The sequence below is a fragment of the Hyphomonas sp. UBA3195 genome, from assembly GCF_002366485.1.
Taxonomy (GTDB): domain Bacteria; phylum Pseudomonadota; class Alphaproteobacteria; order Caulobacterales; family Hyphomonadaceae; genus Hyphomonas.
This window is the reverse complement of sequence record NZ_DEXB01000050.1, coordinates 102,101-119,683: the sequence shown is the minus strand read 5'-3', so window position 1 is coordinate 119,683 and position 17,583 is coordinate 102,101. Positions and strand designations below refer to the sequence as shown.

18 protein-coding genes are annotated in these 17,583 nt (G+C 60.0%); 6 read left to right on the top strand and 12 right to left on the bottom strand.

Going from position 1 to position 17,583, the window contains the following annotated elements; genetic code table 11:
• Window positions 1-58: 58 nt before the first annotated feature.
• Window positions 59-742 carry an extensin family protein gene (locus B2344_RS15465; RefSeq protein WP_290483728.1) on the bottom strand — a complete coding sequence of 228 codons (684 nt, stop codon included), beginning with the start codon at window positions 740-742 and terminating at the stop codon, window positions 59-61.
• A gap of 127 nt (window positions 743-869) precedes the next feature.
• Here B2344_RS15465 and parC point away from each other — a divergent pair, with 127 nt between their 5' ends.
• Complete coding sequence (gene parC / locus B2344_RS15460; protein ID WP_290483729.1) at window positions 870-3,104, top strand: DNA topoisomerase IV subunit A; 2,235 nt, start codon at window positions 870-872, stop codon at window positions 3,102-3,104.
• Here the strand turns inward: parC and B2344_RS15455 are convergent.
• The 4 genes from B2344_RS15455 to B2344_RS15440 all read right to left on the bottom strand — a co-directional run bounded on the left by B2344_RS15455 (window position 3,101) and on the right by B2344_RS15440 (window position 6,286).
• Entirely contained in the window at window positions 3,101-4,084 is a 984-nt protein-coding gene (locus B2344_RS15455; RefSeq protein WP_290478999.1) for a hypothetical protein, read from the bottom strand. The two genes, parC and B2344_RS15455, sit on opposite strands and share 4 nt — an antisense overlap.
• A gap of 118 nt (window positions 4,085-4,202) precedes the next feature.
• Window positions 4,203-4,958 carry an SIR2 family NAD-dependent protein deacylase gene (locus B2344_RS15450; protein WP_349677877.1) on the bottom strand — a complete coding sequence of 252 codons (756 nt, stop codon included), beginning with the start codon at window positions 4,956-4,958 and terminating at the stop codon, window positions 4,203-4,205.
• Window positions 4,959-5,053: 95 nt separating this feature from the next.
• Entirely contained in the window at window positions 5,054-5,761 is a 708-nt protein-coding gene (locus tag B2344_RS15445; protein WP_371822986.1) for a VIT1/CCC1 transporter family protein, read from the bottom strand.
• A gap of 78 nt (window positions 5,762-5,839) precedes the next feature.
• Window positions 5,840-6,286: an SRPBCC family protein gene (locus tag B2344_RS15440; RefSeq protein WP_290485547.1), complete on the bottom strand. Its 447-nt coding sequence runs from the start codon at window positions 6,284-6,286 to the stop codon at window positions 5,840-5,842.
• A gap of 54 nt (window positions 6,287-6,340) precedes the next feature.
• Between B2344_RS15440 and B2344_RS15435 the strand changes: the two genes are divergently transcribed.
• The 3 genes from B2344_RS15435 to B2344_RS15425 all read left to right on the top strand — a co-directional run bounded on the left by B2344_RS15435 (window position 6,341) and on the right by B2344_RS15425 (window position 7,675).
• The gene (locus tag B2344_RS15435) at window positions 6,341-6,676 is read left to right on the top strand and encodes an ArsR/SmtB family transcription factor (RefSeq protein WP_290483730.1); all 336 of its coding nucleotides are present in this window, start codon (window positions 6,341-6,343) and stop codon (window positions 6,674-6,676) included.
• 76 nt (window positions 6,677-6,752) lie between these two features.
• A complete protein-coding gene (locus B2344_RS15430) occupies window positions 6,753-7,316 on the top strand; it encodes a LemA family protein (protein WP_206992641.1) in 564 nt (187 codons plus the stop codon).
• 35 nt (window positions 7,317-7,351) lie between these two features.
• Window positions 7,352-7,675 (top strand): hypothetical protein, encoded by a 324-nt coding sequence (locus tag B2344_RS15425; RefSeq protein ID WP_290483731.1) that lies wholly within the window; start codon window positions 7,352-7,354, stop codon window positions 7,673-7,675.
• Here the strand turns inward: B2344_RS15425 and B2344_RS15420 are convergent.
• Genes B2344_RS15420 through B2344_RS15390 form a run of 7 tightly spaced genes read right to left on the bottom strand, consistent with a single transcriptional unit; the run spans window position 7,660 to window position 15,507 of the window.
• On the bottom strand, window positions 7,660-8,796 hold the full coding sequence (locus B2344_RS15420) for a pyridoxal phosphate-dependent aminotransferase (protein ID WP_290485546.1): 1,137 nt from the start codon (window positions 8,794-8,796) through the stop codon (window positions 7,660-7,662). The two genes, B2344_RS15425 and B2344_RS15420, sit on opposite strands and share 16 nt — an antisense overlap.
• A gap of 1 nt (window position 8,797) precedes the next feature.
• Window positions 8,798-10,384, bottom strand: a complete 1,587-nt coding sequence (locus tag B2344_RS15415; protein WP_290485545.1) for a TRAP transporter large permease — start codon at window positions 10,382-10,384, stop codon at window positions 8,798-8,800.
• A complete protein-coding gene (locus B2344_RS15410) occupies window positions 10,374-11,039 on the bottom strand; it encodes a TRAP transporter small permease subunit (RefSeq protein WP_206992644.1) in 666 nt (221 codons plus the stop codon). The genes B2344_RS15415 and B2344_RS15410 overlap by 11 nt, the downstream gene beginning before the upstream one ends.
• 19 nt (window positions 11,040-11,058) lie before the next feature.
• Complete coding sequence (locus B2344_RS15405) at window positions 11,059-12,168, bottom strand: TRAP transporter substrate-binding protein (RefSeq protein ID WP_290485544.1); 1,110 nt, start codon at window positions 12,166-12,168, stop codon at window positions 11,059-11,061.
• A gap of 50 nt (window positions 12,169-12,218) precedes the next feature.
• Window positions 12,219-12,977, bottom strand: a complete 759-nt coding sequence (locus tag B2344_RS15400; RefSeq protein WP_206992646.1) for an arginyltransferase — start codon at window positions 12,975-12,977, stop codon at window positions 12,219-12,221.
• A gap of 16 nt (window positions 12,978-12,993) precedes the next feature.
• Entirely contained in the window at window positions 12,994-14,838 is a 1,845-nt protein-coding gene (locus B2344_RS15395) for an SLC13 family permease (RefSeq protein ID WP_034813979.1), read from the bottom strand.
• Between the two features lie 45 nt (window positions 14,839-14,883).
• Window positions 14,884-15,507: a flagellar motor protein MotB gene (locus B2344_RS15390; protein WP_290485548.1), complete on the bottom strand. Its 624-nt coding sequence runs from the start codon at window positions 15,505-15,507 to the stop codon at window positions 14,884-14,886.
• A gap of 198 nt (window positions 15,508-15,705) precedes the next feature.
• Between B2344_RS15390 and B2344_RS15385 the strand changes: the two genes are divergently transcribed.
• Both B2344_RS15385 and B2344_RS15380 read left to right on the top strand, forming a co-directional pair.
• Window positions 15,706-16,566, top strand: a complete 861-nt coding sequence (locus B2344_RS15385) for an NAD(P)-dependent oxidoreductase (RefSeq protein ID WP_290485543.1) — start codon at window positions 15,706-15,708, stop codon at window positions 16,564-16,566.
• A gap of 6 nt (window positions 16,567-16,572) precedes the next feature.
• Window positions 16,573-17,574: a TIGR00341 family protein gene (locus B2344_RS15380; RefSeq protein WP_206992649.1), complete on the top strand. Its 1,002-nt coding sequence runs from the start codon at window positions 16,573-16,575 to the stop codon at window positions 17,572-17,574.
• The last annotated feature ends 9 nt before the right edge of the window (window positions 17,575-17,583 follow it).

The following is a 17,583-nucleotide window of genomic DNA, read 5'->3' as shown; positions in this document are numbered from 1 at the left end:
GTGAAGGAAGTCAATGAAGACGGCTTCAAATGCATTGACTAGCCCATTGCGGCGCTAGTCACCGGCATACTTTCCCCCCGCCCATGTCGAGATGAAAATGATCGGCATGGGCGGCATTGTATTCAGGCCCCAGCGTCACCGAGAACAAATCGCACGCACCCTTGTGAAGACGCCGCAGGAATTTCTGCTCCGCCCCTCCTGCATCCCAATGCGTTTTCACGCTGATGAGACGGCCATCCTCAAGGCGGAAACCCGATACATCAATCGCATTGCCCAGCCCGTGCTGGGACATTCGTCGTGTGCCAGCGATGTTGCGACAGGAAAAGCTTCCATAGGTCTCGATCCGCGCAATCGGCGAGCCAAGGACCTCGATTGCTGCGGGGCGGGCAATATGGCGTTCCCAGGAATACAGCGCGGCCGCCTGACCACACGTCATGCGCAACGTCGCCGAATATGGCGTCAGCGTCTGGTCCAGCGTCAGGGCGTTTGTCAGCCCGCAACCGCCGTCCAGCTTCTGGTCTTCCAGCGGTGTGTACAGCACGCCCGCATCGTCCAGCGCGGCAAAACACACTTCGCGGTTTCGCTTGGTGCGGGTCAGCTTGTGCCATGTCCCGATGCCGGGCATTTCGGTCAAATCGACCGGCGCAAAGGGATTGTGGCGCGGAGGCGCCAGCCAGAAGAAGGCCAGCAACACCAGCGCCGGCAGGCTTATCAACAGGATCCATGCCCGGATTGCACTCATCAGCAGCTGCGCCCTTTTCCTTTCCTTAACCAAAGCGACGTTTGTGTTAACGTGCTCCGGCCCTTGAGTCGCTGACTTTAATCAAGGGCCTGCACCAGAATGTGGCACGAACTGCAAAGAGGCCAGAATGTCCGATTTGATTGACGGGACGCCGGAAGACCGGATCATCAACGAGCCGATGAGCGAGGCGCTTTCCAAGCGCTATCTCGCTTACGCGCTGTCGACGATTACGTCCCGCGCGCTGCCTGATGTGCGCGACGGCCTGAAACCCGTCCAGCGCCGTATCCTGTACGGTATGCGCGTCCTGAAGCTTGACCCCGAGGGCGGCTATCGCAAATGCGCCAAGATCGTTGGCGACGTGATGGGTAACTTCCACCCGCATGGCGACAGCTCGATCTACGATACGCTGGTGCGTCTCGCGCAGGACTTCACCGTTCGCTATCCGCTGGTCGATGGCCAGGGCAATTTCGGCAATATTGATGGCGATAGCGCCGCTGCCTATCGTTACACCGAAGCGCGCATGACGGTTGCCGCCGAGCTGTTGCTGGATGGCCTCAACGAGAACGCAGTCGATTTTCGCGCCAACTATGCCGAGAATGATGAAGAGCCGGTTGTCTTGCCAGCCGGATTCCCGAACTTGCTCGCCAATGGTGCGACCGGCATCGCGGTTGGCATGGCCACCTCCATCCCGCCCCACAACGCTGCCGAGCTGATCGATGCGGCGCGTCTGCTGATCGAAAAGCCCAAGGCGACGACGGCGGAACTGATGGATTTCGTCCAGGGACCAGACTTCCCGACCGGTGGCATCATCGTCGAAACCAAGGAAGCCATGCTTCAGGCCTATGAGACCGGTCGCGGCAGCTTCCGTATGCGCGCGCGCTGGGAAGTCGAAGACACTGGTCGTGGCACTTATCAGATCATCGTCACCGAGATTCCCTACCAGGTTCAGAAGTCGCGCCTGCTCGAAAAGCTGGGCGAGCTGATCGAAGCGAAGAAACTGCCCCTGCTCGACGACGTGCGCGACGAGAGCGCCGAAGATGTGCGACTCGTCTTGGTCCCGCGCTCGAAAACCGTCGAGCCAGAAGTCTTGATGGAGAGCCTCTACAAGGTCTGTGACCTTGAAACTCGCTTCAGCCTGAACATGAACGTGCTGCACAAGGGCGCTCCCCAAGTCATGGGCCTGAAGGATGTGCTGCAGGCCTATCTCGATCATCGCCGCGAAGTCGTTGTGCGCCGGGCCGAGTTCCGTCTCGACAAGATCGAGAAGCGATTGCACCTGCTTGATGGCTATTTGATCGCCTATCTCAACATTGATGAGGTGATCCGCATAATCCGGTATGAGGACGAGCCCAAGGCTGTGTTGATGTCGACCTACGGTCTGACGGACATTCAGGCTGAAGCCATCCTCAATCTTCGTTTGCGGGCATTGCGCAAACTGGAAGAGATGGAAATTCGCGGCGAGCATGACCGGCTCAGCGCAGAGCGCGAAGACCTGATCAAGCTGATCGGCTCAACACGCCGCCAATGGAGCAAGGTTTCCAAGGAGCTGAAAGAAGCCCGCGAGGCCTTCGACCCTGACTCTGAACTCGGTCGCCGCCGCGCGACGTTTGGCGAAATGGCGGAAGTGGATCTCGCAGCCGCTCTGGAAGCCACACTGCCGAAGGAGCCGCTGACTATTGTGCTGTCCCAACAGGGCTGGATTCGCGGCATGAAGGGGCACGGGCTCGATCCGGAATCAGCCAAGTTCAAGGACGGTGACGAACTCTACCTTTCCGAAGAAGTGATGAGTACGGACAAGATTATCCTCATGGCATCCGACGGACGGGCCTTTACGCTGCCGGCGGACAAGCTGCCGGGTGGACGCGGACACGGCGAGCCGATCCGCCTGTCCATTGATCTGGAAGACAGTGTCGACATTGTCACGATGTTCCGCTTTGAGCCGGACCGCAAACGCGTCGTCGCTTCCAGCGAGGGCTATGGTTTCGTCGTCGAAGAGAAAGAGCTGGAATCCAACCGCAAGGCTGGCAAGCAGGCCGTGAATACCGGTAAGGGCGAGTTGAACATCTGCGTGCCGGTTGAGGGTGATATGCTGGCCGTGGTCGGATCGAACCGGAAACTGTTGATTTTCCCTCTGGATGAGTTGCCGGAGATGGCGCGCGGCAAGGGCAACAAGCTGCAGTCCTATAGTGGCAAGTTCAAGCTGCGTGACCTGATGACCTTCGACAAGCGTGACGGACTGATTGTCATGACGGGCGGTCGCCACCGCGCCTTCCCGGAATGGGAAGAATGGATCGGCAAACGCTCACAGGCTGGCAAGGCCGTACCGAAGGGCTTCCCACGCGGCGGCACGTTCAGCGGTTAGGCTGACGGGTCCAGCCCGAAAGCCTTGTAGGCATCCTTTTGACTACCCCAAAATGGGGTGATGTGGGAGGGAACCTGAAGCTTTGTCACCGGTTGGGCCTCGAACGGCGTCGCAGGTTTCGGGCCAACCAGTACAGCGTTGAACTCGCCATCCCTCGCATTGTCCAGAATCCACTCCGGTCGCTTGCCGGTCAGCTTCTTGATATCCTGACCGTAAAACCGTTTCGCGTCGCGGTACTCCTGTTGCCATTGTTTCTTGTACCGGCTGAGGTCCACGTTCGGATTGAGTTTCCGGGCTGACGCGACCCGATCCTCAACCGGGATAACGCGGCCCGGAGCTGAGACGTAACATTTCCTGGTTGGAGAATTGTCGAAGGAGATGATCCCCGTTCGCGAAGCATCCACTCCATTGGCAATGGCACCCGCTTCATAGGAGTTGATGACCACACCGTCGATTTCCACACCGGGGGCGCGCTGAATGTTCCAGAGAACGGAGTCATAGGATGTGAGGTACAGGAAAACCGGGGTATCGGTCTCCGTCACAAGGACGTCGATCTGGCGGGCGTTGTTTACCGCACTTCCGATAGCCATACCGAGCGCTTCGCGCTGCACGGCCGTCTTGGCGTTTTTTGTCCTCTCCCGGATCATGGCTTTGCGCTCGGCAATCGCTTCTGGCGTGTCCTTTCGGTTGATATGGTGCAGCGGCGTCCGGACCCCGCCACCATACGTGTAGACATAGGCCGCACGCGCATTGTTGCCGGCCTTAGGAGTCCGACAGGATGCATTTGTGCGCACGGCCTCCGGCTGGGCGGGAAGGATTGATGGGCTCAGCGAGGGCGTGCCTGTTGTGACCTGTCCATAGGTGACCGGGGCCTGCCCCTCCGCGATGACAAGCGGTGTGGAGGCCTCAATGGATGTACCGCCCGCATTGCCGCATGCGGATGCGAAAAGAAGGGTTGTTGCCAGCACAGTATTGCGCATTCCAGGCCTCCCACCATGAAGGTTTCTTCTGGATCTATAGCAATCTAGAGTTTCGATTGAGTTGACGGGGTGGCTGAAATTCCATTTTGGCCGAAAGGAAACACCGTGGGCAGATGTCTTACCGGTCGAGCAAGGCCATTGTGTCCGTCATTAGCGAGCCGATCTCGGTATGAAGGACGAGATCGGCGAACGGGTCCTGATCGGTCGGTTCACGATTGACGATCACCATGCGCGCGCCGTTGCGCTTGGCTTCCATCGGAATGGCCGAGGCCGGGTAAACCACAAGTGACGAACCGAGCACGATCACAAGGTCGCAGAGTAACGCTTCCTCGCTGGCTCGCAGCATCTTGTCTTCGGGCATCGATTGGCCGAACGAGATGGTCGCATTCTTAAGCAGGCCCGTGCAGAAGATACAGGTCAGATCCTCGTCTTGTTCCCAGCGAGGCTTCAGCGTCTCGAATTCGTAGCGCTTTCCGCATTGCAGGCATTTGGCATAGCTCGCATTGCCATGTATTTCGATGACCTGATCGTCTGGCACGCCGGAATCCTGATGCAGGTTGTCCACATTCTGTGTGACTACGGAGCTAACCTTCCCGCGCTTCACCAGATCGGCGATGGCATAGTGGCCCACATTCGGTTTGGCACCGGTCCAACCTTCGGCGCGACTGAATACGCGCCGCCAGGATTCCCGGCGCGCATCGCGTGAGGCGACGAAATCCTGGAAATAGATCGGGGACATTTTGCTCCAAACGCCACCAGGGCTTCGGAAATCCGGAATGCCGCTCTCGGTGGAGATGCCAGCTCCGGTGAATACCATCACCCGGCGGGCGTCTGAAATCATGCGTGCGAGTTGGCCTGAATCCGTCATGAGCATCTTCTATGCATTACTGTCTGCGCCTCCCCTCACTAGCAGCTAAAGATTTGAAAGAATTTGTAAAGACGGGCCGTTGGGAAGAAGCCCGCGAATTTCTAAACGACCGTACCGAAGGCTGCACCGATCAAGCCGGTGACAAGCATGGCAGCAGCCCCCCAGAATACGATTCTCACAATGGCTTTGAACTTGCCCGCGCCGCCCGCCTTGGCCGAAGCCATACCAAGCAGGACCAGCGCCAGCAGGGACACGCCCGCCACAACAGGTGTGACCAGATCCGCCGGTGAGAACACGGCTGCCAACAGAGGCAGGACCGCGCCTACGGAAAAGCTGAGCGCAGAACTGACAGCTGCCTGAATGGGCCGCGCTGCTACAATTTCGTTGATGCCAAGCTCGTCTCTCGCATGGGCTTCCAGCGCATCCTTTTCGGTCAACTGCCGCGCGACCTCATAAGCGGTGTCCTTTTCGACACCGCGATTCATGTAGATGTGCGCAAGTTCAACCAGTTCGGCTTCGGGATGGTCCCGCAGCGCTGCGCGCTCGATCTCGAGGTCGGCTTGTTCAGTGTCAGCCTGCGACGAGACAGAAACATACTCCCCTGCTGCCATCGACATCGCACCCGCCACCAAGCCTGCAAGGCCTGCGGTCAGGATCGCGCCGGTGGAGGCTGCAGCGGACGCAACGCCGATCATCAGGCTGGCGGTCGACAGTATTCCGTCATTCGCGCCAAGCACCGTGGCGCGCAGCCAGCCGATGCGGTGGCTGTAATGATGCTCGCCGAGCGGAAAGGGTGAGGCCATGATCATCTCCTGGTTCCGGGAAATCAGGCGACAAATCGGCATGGGGGTCAAGCCTCCGGCTTGACGCAGATCAGATCGGAGGCGCTATGTATACATGCCGTCGCGCAGGTTGATGCCATGCTCGAGCCAGGCTTTCATGGCGCAAATCATTTGTGACCAGCCCATGCAATTGCCGTAGGAATTCGACAGGCCCTGATCCGTTGACGGCCACCCCTCTTCTGAAATGGAGACGATGGTGCGGCCATCCTCGGTCGGTTCGAACCGAATGGTGACGGTTGTTTTGGCGCCATCTGTTCCATCGCCATCCCATTCCAGGACGATGCGTTTGTTTTCCTCCACGTCTACCACATTGACGGGGAAGGCACCGGGAAAGTCGTGGAAATCCCATATGACCGTCGCGCCAGCCTCCAGTCGGCCTTTCGCACCGCCAGTAGTGAAATAGCCAGATAGCTGTTTGGGGTCTGCGACGGCCTCGAACACGTCCTCGACAGGGCGATTGATACGCCCGCTTACTTCGAATTTCAGGTTCATCGTAGCCTCCCGCTATCGCTTGCCAGATCCAAGTTAATGTTATAAAAAGACAACATGTCAAGCGATGATAAAACTGACCTGATTTTCAGGGCGCTGGCCGCGCCGGTCCGGCGAAGCATGATGGATGCGCTGAAAGATGCACCTCAGACGACGGGTGACCTCTGCGCGCAGTTCAGCCAGCTCAACCGGTGCACGGTGATGCAGCATCTGGGAGTGCTGGAAGAAGCTGACCTTGTGCTCGTGCGTCGGGTTGGTCGCCAGCGCTGGAATTATCTCAATGCCTTGCCGATCAAACATATTCATGAGCGCTGGATCGGGCGCTATGCTTCTGGTGCGGTCGCCCTGCTGGACCGCCTGAAAACTGATCTGGAAACTGAAACGGTCGCGTGAGCGTCGCAGCGTCCCTTGCACTCTGCGCCGGGCCCGGATACCCCTTTTAAATCTGGTTCTTATGGAGGGACGCCCGATGAGCCCCATTCTAGTAGTTCTGGCCGCAATCGTCGCGATCGCTGGCTTTGTCATTCTGATCTACAACGGCCTTGTGATGAAGCGTCAGAGGGTCAATCAGGCCTTCGCGGACGTGGATGTCCAGCTGAAACAGCGTCAAAACCTGATCCCGAATCTCGTGGAGACCGTGAAGGGCTATGCGAGCCATGAGAAGGAAACTCTGGATGCCGTCATTTCGGCGCGGAATGCCGCACAAAGCGCGAGCACACCGGGGGAAATGTCCGCGGCCGAAGGCATGCTGACCGCATCGCTCGGCAAGCTGTTCGCGCTCGCCGAAGCCTATCCGGACCTCAAGGCGAACACGAACTTCCTTGAACTTCAGTCGGAACTGTCTTCCATCGAAGACAAGCTCGCCGCCGCGCGCCGCTTCTACAATTCGGCTGTTCAGGACTACAACACGTCCCGCGAACAATTCCCCGGATCCATTGTGGCGGGCATGTTCAATTTCGAAGGTCGCGAATTCTTCGATGTCGGTGTCGAAGGACGAGAAGCCTTGTCCACGGTGCCAGAAGTCAAGTTCTAGGCTATACTGCTGCCTCCGGATCAGGAGGTGGGACCATGAAATATCTTACGATCAGTGCGGCGCTTGTCCTTGGGGCTTGCGCCTCAAATTCTGCCGGGTGGAGTGCATCCACCTGGAGCGGCCTGCCGGATCGCACCGTGGCGGGGGGCGGCTACAGCTTCTTTGCCTCACCGGCCGAGGGTCAGGGCTTCAAACTCAAATTCTCGGTCAAGACTGATGGCACATTCGGCGTGGCCGAAGCGCCGACCGAAGATGCGCTGGTCGAGGCCGCCAGGGCTGCAGCGCCGGAGGGCTGCAATTTCGTGTCTCTGGAGCGCAGCGCAGATGGCGGCGCCGTGGCCGACTATGATTGCGGCTGAGCCGCGAACCATGGCTCCAGCAGGCTGAGCGCTTCTTCGATCTGTGCTGTCGACAGCGCAAATGAAAACCGCATGAAGCGATGGCCTTCAACCGGATCGAAATCGACACCGGGGGCTGTGGCAATGCCGGTATCTTCGAGCAGTTTCAGGCAGAAGGCCAGGCTGTCATCGGTATACTTCGATATGTCGGCATAGATGTAGAACGCTCCATCCGGCGGCGCGATCTTTTCAAGCCCGAGGCGCGGCAGGGCTTCAAGCATCAATTCGCGATTGCGGCGGTAGACCTCGACATGGCCGTCCAGTTCCTCCGCGCTGTCCATCGCCACGAGGCCAGCATGCTGGGACAGGGATGGCGGCGTCAGAAACAGGTTTCCGACATAGGCGCTGGTCCGCGCGGCACCATCCCTGGGCGAGACCAGCCAGCCCAGTCGCCAAGCTGGCATGGAGAAGTATTTGGAAAACGAGTTTACGATGTACGCATCCGGATCAAATTCCAGCATGGAGCGGATGTCCGGCCCGTAGCTGAGGCCATGATAGATTTCGTCTGAGATGATGCGGATGTTTTTCGCGTTGGCGACGGCGGCGATAGCCGCAACGTCATCCTCGGGAATGATTGTGCCGGTTGGATTGGCGGGGCTTGCGATGATGACGCCTGCTGGGACCGGGTTGAGGGCGTCCAGCGCGTCGGCCGTCAGCTGGTAGCGCACGTCCGCGCCGCAAGCGATCTCCACGGGGTCGAGATTGAGCGCGCGCAATGTGTTGCGATAGGCCACATAGCCGGGGCGTGCGAGGGCGATCCGGTCACCTGGATTGAATGCCGTTGACAGCGCCAGTACGAGCGCGGGCGAGGCGCCGCAGGTCAGCGTCACCCGCCCCGGCGTCAGGTCGACACCATACTCATTCTTGTAGTGTTGGCAAATGCGTTCCTTGAGCGGACGGCTTTCCCAATACCCCATAGGGTCTGTGTCGAGCACTTCATGGGCTCGCGCAATCGCGCCTCTGGGCGCAGGTGTTGAGGGTTGGCCGAACTCCATATGCAGGATGCGGCGGCCCTCGGTCTTCAAATCATGTGCGCGCTTGCTGACCGAAATCGCGCGGAACGGATCAATGTCTTGTCCCATACTATCGGGCGATAGCCGCCGGCAACCAGGTTGCCAAGGCGGGAATTGCGGCAACCAGCCCTATCAACAAAAGCTGTAGCATGATGAAGGGCACCGCGCCCTGCCATATCTGCAGGGTCTTGATGCTCGCCGGGGCCGCGCCGCGCAGATAGAACAGGGCAAAGCCAAAAGGCGGCGTCAGGAAGCTGGTTTGCAGGTTCAGCGCCATCAGGATGGCCAACCAGACAGGATCAAAGCCGAGGATAATCAGCGGTGGCGCGACCAGCGGCACGACCACGAAGACGATCTCGATGAAGTCGAGGAAGAACCCCAGGACGAACATGACGATCATGGTCATGACCAGCGCGCCCCATTTACCGCCCGGCATTGAGTGTAGGATGTCGGCCACGATGTCATCGCCGCCATAGCCGCGGAAGACGAGGCTGAACAGCGACGCGCCGATCAGGATCAGGAACACCATGCTGGTGATCTGCGTCGCGCTTTTCAGGGCCGGTATCAGCTGGCGCATCCGGCGCAACACGACGAGCCCGGTTGCGACCCCGGCAAAGAACACCACCGAGGCGAGGATCGTCAGAAGGATGCCGATCTCGTTTGCGCGACCAATCGTGGCCACGCCGGTGCGCAGATCAAACAGGTTCCGGAGCAGGATGATCGCGATGACACTGCCGAGGCCCGCCATGAGCAGCCATGTGATGCGGCGCTCATGATCGTCATCGGCAAGGCGCAGGCCTGCGAGCAGGACGGCACCAGCCACGCCAATGGCGGCGGCTTCGGTGGGTGGAGCCACCCCGCCAAGGATGGCGCCGAGCACGGCCACAATCAACAGGAGCGGCGCGCCGAGCCCAAAAGCAACTTCCTTCGTGGTTAGCGGCGGACTGTCATCATCCTGTACCGGCGGGCAGCGCTCCGGGTGGCGAATGGCGGTCAGTGCGATCCAGCCGAGATAGAGGCCCACCAGCAGGAAGCCCGGAATCAGCGCGCCGGCGAACAGGTCTCCGACCGACACGACAAAAGAACCGGCAGAGCCAGTGGCCTGACTCGCTTGGCTGGCGGCGTTCGAAATCGCATCGGCCAGCAGGATGAGCACAATGGAAGGCGGGATGATCTGGCCCAGCGTGCCTGAGGCGGCAATCGTGCCGGTGGCGAGACGCGGGTCGTAGCCCTGCCGGATCATGGTGGGCAGGGCAATCAGCGTCATGGTGATGACCGTCGCGCCGACAATGCCTGTGGATGCCGCCAGCAAGGCGCCCACCAGCACCACGGCATAGCCGAGCCCGCCGCGCACTTTCCCCAACAGGCGGCTGGCAATATGGAGCAGGTCTTCCGCGACACGCGAGCGCTCAAGGATAACGCCCATCAACACAAAAAGTGGAACCGCAATCAGGGTCTGGTTCTGCATGATCGAGCCGCCCATTATGCGGCTTGGCAGATTGCGCAAGAATGCCTCGTCGAACACGCCAAGACCAATTCCGACCAGCGCGAACAGCAACGCTATGCCGCCAAGCGTCAGCGCGACCTGATACCCTGCCAATAGTGCGAGAATGGCGCAGACGAACATGGAGAGGGCCAGGATGACTTCAAGTTCCATGGACGCCTCCATGGGGCTCTTCCTCGGCTACATCATCCAGCTTTCCGGTCAGGCGCAGAGCGGCTTTCAGCGCTTCTGACAAGCCCTGAACCAGCATCAGCACGGCAAAGGCTGGCAACAGCGTCTTGAACAGGAAGAGCAGGGGCAAGCCATCGGATTCCCGCGAGCCTTCGAACAGTGCCCAACTGCGGGCAAGGCCTTGTTCGGTCATCGCCAGCAGGCGGATGCAGATGGGGAAGAGGAACAGATATATGCCCGCCAATTCGATCCAGTTGCGCCTGCGCGCGCCAAAGCGGGGCCTGAGAATATCGACCCGCACATGCGCATCGTCTCGAAGAGCTGAGGCCGAGCCGAGCATGAACATGGCGGCGAAGGCATAGATCACGATCTCGTTCAACCAGGTGAATGAGAGGCCAAAGGCATAGCGCAGCAGCACAACCAGCAATTGCGCGCCCACAAGAATGATCGCGCCGGCGATCGCGCCGCCAAGCGCCCAGCCAGAGACCGCATCAATGCGCGCGCTCAACCATTTGGCGATCCGCTCGACTGGGTCTGGCCAGATCGTGACGATCAGTGGCAGCAAGAGCAACGGTGACAGGGCAAGCCCCAGCCATTTCAATGCCCCGCCAAGCGTGAGGAAGATCTCCGGAGACATACCCAGCCCGCCCCCCGGCCTATTTGTTCGAATTGCGGGCGGCGTAATACGGCCCTTCGGACACGTCGGCCCAGCCACGCATCAACTTCAAGCCTGCCTCGAAACTCTCATAGATACGCTTCTCGATCCCATCCCTTCCGGAGGCCGCGCGGACATCCCAGGCGGCTTCGGCCATACGGCTGACGACTTCGTCTGGAAAGCTGCGCATCTGGACGCCATGTTCGCGTTTAAGCAGGTCCAGATGGACCGCATTCTGGTAGGTGAACTCGCCAAGCGATGTGTGATTCACGCTCTCGCAGGCGGCCTTGATGATCTGTTGTTCGCCAGGCGTGAGACCGTCCCAGACGCGGAGGTTCATGCCAACTGCGAGACTTGCGCCCGGTTCGTGGAAACCGGGTCCGTAGTAATATGGCGCCTCGCGGTGAAAGCCGAGATAATAGTCGTTCCAGGGGCCAACCCATTCCGTCGCGTCGATCGCTCCGGTTTGCAGGGATTGATAGATTTCCCCGCCCGGCAGTGCGACCGAGGAGCCGCCCAGTGCACGCAGTACGTCGCCGCCCTGACCCGGAATGCGCATCTTGAGTCCGACAAGATCATCCAGCGTGTTGATTTCCTTGCGGAACCAGCCGCCCATCTGATGGCCGGTATTTGCGGCCTGGATGGATTTGATTCCGAACTGGGCTGACAATTCATCCCATAATTTCTGGCCGCCGCCGAAATCAATCCAGCCCATAAGTTCCTGTGCGGTCATACCGAAGGGAACAGCGGTGAAAAACGGATAGGCGCTGGACTTGGCCGTCCAGTAGTATTCGGCGCCATGATACATATCGGCCGAGCCATTCGAGACGGCATCGAAGCACTCAAAAGGCGGGACGAGTTCGCCGGCCGCATAGACCTTCACTTCCATTAGGCCTTCGGACATTTGCTGGATGCGCTGGGCAACGCGCTCGGCCGCTTCGCCAAGCCCCGGCAGGCCCTTGGGCCAGGTGGTGACCATGTTGAATCGGCGTCGATTGCGCGCAATTGCAGGCGCAGCGAGATCGGCCGCCTTTTCGGGATTGGCAAAAGCAGCAGCAGCGCCGGCAAGGCCGAGTGCGCCTGCACCCAGCAGGTTGCGTCTATGGATCATCTATCTCCCCATGCCTCCCCGGTCTTGGCCGGGCTAAAGGCTAAACCGTGTCATTCATCGTCGCCCAGCGGACGCCACACGTCGCCATCAAGCACTTCGAGCGGCTTGTAGCGCCGCTTGTAGTCCATCTTCTGGCTGCCCTTCACCCAGTAGCCAAGATACACGTGCGGCAGGCCCAGATCCTGCGCGTGCAAAATGTGATCGAGGATGAGGTAATGGCCGAGTCCCCTCGAGGTCAGCTCCGGATCAAAGAACGTGTAGACCATCGAAAAGCCATCCCGGAGCACATCTGTGATCGAGGCGGCGACCAGAGGCGCGTCCTCTTCCACGCCATCGCGATATTCGAAGATCAGGCTTTGCACCGGGCTGCCGCCAACCATGGCGCTGTAATCCCGATAAGACATGTCGGACATGCCGGCACCGTCATGACGGGTTTTCACATAGGATTTCAGCAGCCGGTATTGCTCGCGGCTCGGCTGGGCCTCGACCGGGCGGCGGATCAGAGAGGCATTGCGGTTCAGGGTGCGCCGGTCATTGCGCGACAGTTCGAAATCCCGCGTCGGTACGCGCACGCTGCGACAGGCATTGCAGCGCGGGCAAGCCGGGCGATATGCGATCGTCTGACTGCGCCGAAACCCGGCCTGGCTCAAGGAGTTGTGGACGAGATCTGCTTCCCCGATGGCCAGATTGGTGAACGCTTTCCGCTCTTTCTTGCCCGGCAGATAGGGGCAAGGGCTCGGATTGGTCACGTAGAACCGAAGCGAGCGCTCGAGCCCCGGGGGCAGGATCTGGGAGTCAGTGAACTTCATAAGTGCGACGATACACTTACAAATCGAACCGCCAAGGGGCGAATATGGTAAAGACGACCCAAAGTATGATCACCAACGGCCCGCCAAACTTCATGAAGTCCCCGAACTTGTAGTGCCCGGGACCCATGACCAGCATGTTGGTCTGGTACGCAATCGGCGTCGCGAAGCAGCAATTGGCGCCATAAATAACCGCCAGCAGGAAGGGTAACGGGTCTTCGACCTTCAGCTCCGCGGCGGCTGACAAGGCGATTGGCGAAAACAGGATGGCTGTCGCCGCATTGGACAGGAGATTGGTCAGCAAGGCGACCGCGAGAAAGATCGCCGACAGGACGGCCAGCGTGCCATAGGGCGAAGCCAGATTGACGACCGAATGGGCGATCAGGTCAGCCGCGCCGGTCTTTTCCAGGGCCATGCCCATGGCCAGCGCCGCACCAATCACGAGAAAAATGCGCAGATCGAGTGCCCGGCTGGCTTGGCGTGTGTTCAGGCAGCCCGCGATCAGCATGGCGACGGCGGCCAGAACGGATGCGTGCAGGATCGACACAAAGCCCGTCGCCGCGAGGATCACCATGGAGATGGCAATCACGCGCGCTGCCAGCGCTTTGGTCGTGAGCGGGATTTCGGTTTGGGACCATTCCAGAAGGATCAGATCGCGGCTTGAGCGCAGCTCACGAAACGCTTCGACCGGGCCACACAAAAGCAGCGTATCACCGGATTCCAGCCGGATTTCGCCAAGCTTCGTCCGAATCATTCGGCTGCGGCGCTGGATACCAAGCGTCACGGCGCGGGTCAGGCGGCGAAAGCCGAGCATTTCGACCGTCCGGCCCACCATGCGCGAGCCGGGGGCGATGACGGCCTCGGTGAGGGCCAGCGAGCCGGGGCGCGAGAAATCCTCAAGGTCAGCGCCTGACGCCTGCCAGACCTGCTGCAGGAAATCCGGTTGGCGCGCCAGCACGTTCTGGAGCGCGGCGCGTGTCGCGGCAATGATGACCAGATCTCCAACTTGCAGGCTGATATCCTCATAGGGCGGCAGGATCGCCCGTTCGCCACGCTGGATCATGCGGACGGTCATGTCGGGCAGGTCAGCGAACATGCCTGCGACTGGCTTCTTGCCAAGCAGGAAATGGCCATGTGTCACTTCGATCTGAGCGACGAATTGTTTGCCGGAGGGCTGGACGATGTCATCGGAAAGACCGCGCCGGTTCGGCAAAAGGAATTTGGAAAAGATCAGGATGTAGAGCAGGCCGGCGGCCGCAAGGATCAGGCCCATAGGGGTCTGGTCGAAGAAACCGAGTTGCTGGCCGGTGATCCGGTCATAGGATTCGGCCGCCAGCAGGTTTGTCGATGTACCGATCAGCGTGGTCATGCCGGCGAAGATCGACGCAAAGCTAAGCGGCATCATCAGGCGCGACTGCGGCGCGTTCATACGCATGGCGATGGCGGTCATCACGGGCAGGAACATGATGACGATGGGCGTGTTGTTGACGAATGCGCTGGTCACGAAGACCGCAAGGAAGGCCAGAATCAGAGTTGAGACGGGCCGCTTGTCATATCCCGCGAGCAAGGCCTTGGTCGGCCCTTCCAGCGCTCCGGTCTGGAACAGTCCCTGGCCGACCACGAGCAATGCCATGATGGTGATGAGGGCCGGGTTGCCAAAGCCTGACAACAGGTCTGCCGCGCTGATGGCTTCGCCGTCGACCCCGCGTGCACCGGGAATGATGAAAACCAGCAGCAGGGCTGCCATCACGCAAACCGACACGAACTCCATCGACCACCGGTCGAGCATGTAGAACGTGATCGCGGCGCAGACGATGGCGAGGCTCGCCCACATCGGCCAAGTTTGGACGAATTCAGATAGCATTACGGCTCCGGTTCATCAGCACGCCCCGACACGTCGCCAGAACGACTAGCCGTCAGAATGTAGCAATATGCTTATCCGGCGATTGGCTGACAAGTGCGGTTCACCCGGATTGAGAGGTCTGGTGTCGGCCAACCCTGTTACGGCGCGTACACGATCAGTGGAAACGCCTGCCGAGACGAGGATGCGCCGCGCAGCATTCGCGCGCTCCGAAGAGATGTCCCAATTGGTGCGATTCGCGTCCAGCGAGGGAAATGCGTCCGTGTGGCCCTCAATGGTGATTGGCCCTGCAAGGCCAGAAATGGCCTGGCCAAGCTGAAGGGTCAGCGCTTCGCCCGCTTCGGTCAGGGCGCCGCTTTCGCTGGCAAACAAGGGGCGGGCATCGGTATCAACCAGGTTGAGACGAATGCCGTCTGGTGCCTGAATCAGTTGCAGATTGTTTCCGGCGGCAGCGAGCGACTCGTCTGTTCGCAGCGTCTCGTAAAGGCGAAACGTCTCGGACTGGCGAATTTCCACCAGCGGACCGTTTGCGGCGGCCGTGTCTTTGCCTGTGAAGTAGTCGGCGATCATGCTCCGCGAATCCGGGGAGACGCCACTGACCAGCCAGAGCATAAGGAAAAAGGCCATCAGCGCGGTCAGGAAGTCGGCATAAGCCATCTTCCATGTCCCCATCTTGCGACGGGGCGCAGCGGGCCTTCTGCCCGGAAAGCGTTGCGTATGAGTGGTGGCAATCGCCATGCGCTTCGTGTTCCTTCATTCTGACAGGAACCCGGTTTGTAGCAGGGCTTGGTTTATGGGCGTTGAGAACAAAGGGTGTGATTTCCCTGAAATTCAATCTAATTGGGTCCGCAGGACACACGGAGATCTGGCATGGCGAAAACGGCGTTTCTTGGCTTGGGGGTGATGGGCTTCCATATGGCGGGGCATCTGGCGGCCAAGGGCCATCAAGTGACTGTCTGGAACCGGACAGAGGCCAAGAGCCTGGATTGGACCGCCCAGCACAAGGGCGAGGTCGCAAAGGACCCGGCGGCCGCAGCTTTCGGCGCTGAATATGTTTTCCTGTGCCTGGGCGATGATCCGGATGTTCTTGCCGTCTTCGACCAGTTGGAGCCCAGCCTCGGCGCGGGCATGATCGTGGTAGACCATACAACGGCGTCAGCGGATCTTGCGCGCGAACTGGATGAGCGCTGCCGTGTGAAAGGCGCGCGCTTTGTGGATGCGCCAATCAGTGGCGGCGAGGCCGGTGCGGTCAATGGCAAGCTGACCATCATGTGTGGCGGCGAAGAGAAGGCATTCAATTCTGCCGAACCGGTGATGGCGGCCTACGGCAAGAATATGACGCTGATCGGTGAGAGTGGCGCGGGCCAGCTGGCCAAGTCGGTCAACCAGATATGTATTGCCGGCATCGTCCAGGGCTTGTCGGAGGGCCTGCACTTTGCCGAGAAGGCCGGGCTCGACGCGGAGAAAGTGATCGCAGCGATCAGCGGCGGGGCCGCCCAGAGCTGGCAAATGGAGAACCGCTGGAAAACAATGGTCGAAGGCCACTTCGAACACGGCTTCGCGGTCGATTGGATGCGCAAGGATTTGCGTATCACTTTGGAAGCCGCGCGGGAGAATGGGGCGAGCCTGCCGCTGACGGCGACGGTCGACCAGTATTACGCAGATGTTCAGGCCATGGGTGGCCAGCGCTGGGACACGTCCAGCCTGATCGCACGCTTGAATCGCGGGTAGATAATCATGCGCCTGTTGGAAGTTCACCTGCCGAATGACGAACGCTACGATACCGTAATCCGGGCGGTGAAAGCGGCCGACCCGATCGATTATTATGTTCAGGATACTGAGCGCAAGGATCGCAAGCTGATCTCTGTCTTCATGCGGGAAGGCAGTGGCCAGTCACTGATCGACAATATCCAGACCGCGCTGGATACGTGCGATGATTTCCGGATCACCGTGCTTCCGGTGGAGGCGACTGCGCCAAACATTGAAGAGGCGACGGACCAGAAGGCCGACAAACGGGTTCAGGCGACGCGGGAAGAGATCTATTCCGATGTCTCCACGGGCGCGCGGCTGGACCGGGATTTCATCATCATGGTCGTGCTGTCGACCATTGTGGCGGCGATTGGCCTGAACTCTGACGGCATCGCCGCTGTGATCGGCGCCATGGTGATCGCGCCTCTGTTGGGGCCTGTACTTGGCTTTTCGATGGGCGCTGCGCTGGGCGATTTCAAACTGCTGAAGCGGGCCTCGATCACGCTGGGGTCCGGAATCGCGATCGCGCTTGTCTGTGCATGGCTATTGTCGTTTGTCCTCCAGATTGACCTGCAAAGCCGGGAGCTGATGTCACGCGCTGAAGTGCGTCTGGACGGGCTGGCTCTTGCCATGGCGGCTGGTGGTGCGGCGGCCCTGTCCTTGACGCGCGGGCAGGCCTCGGCTTTGGTCGGCGTGATGGTTGCCGCTGCCTTGCTGCCGCCGGGTGCGGCGCTGGGTCTTTTTGTGGGAGCAGGTCACTGGACTTTGGCATTGCGGGCAGGCTTGCTCCTGTCTCTGAATGTGGTGGCCCTGGTTCTGGCGGCCTTGATCGTGTTCCGGCTGCGGAAGATCCGGCCGCGTGCCTGGATAGACCAGAAGAATGCCGACCGGGCCGTGTGGATCAATGCGGGACTTTCGATCCTGCTGCTGGCCGCTGCCACCGCATTGATCCTTTGGCTGGACCTTGGCGCTGAGGTGTCGGTCGGCTAGGCTCGTCCG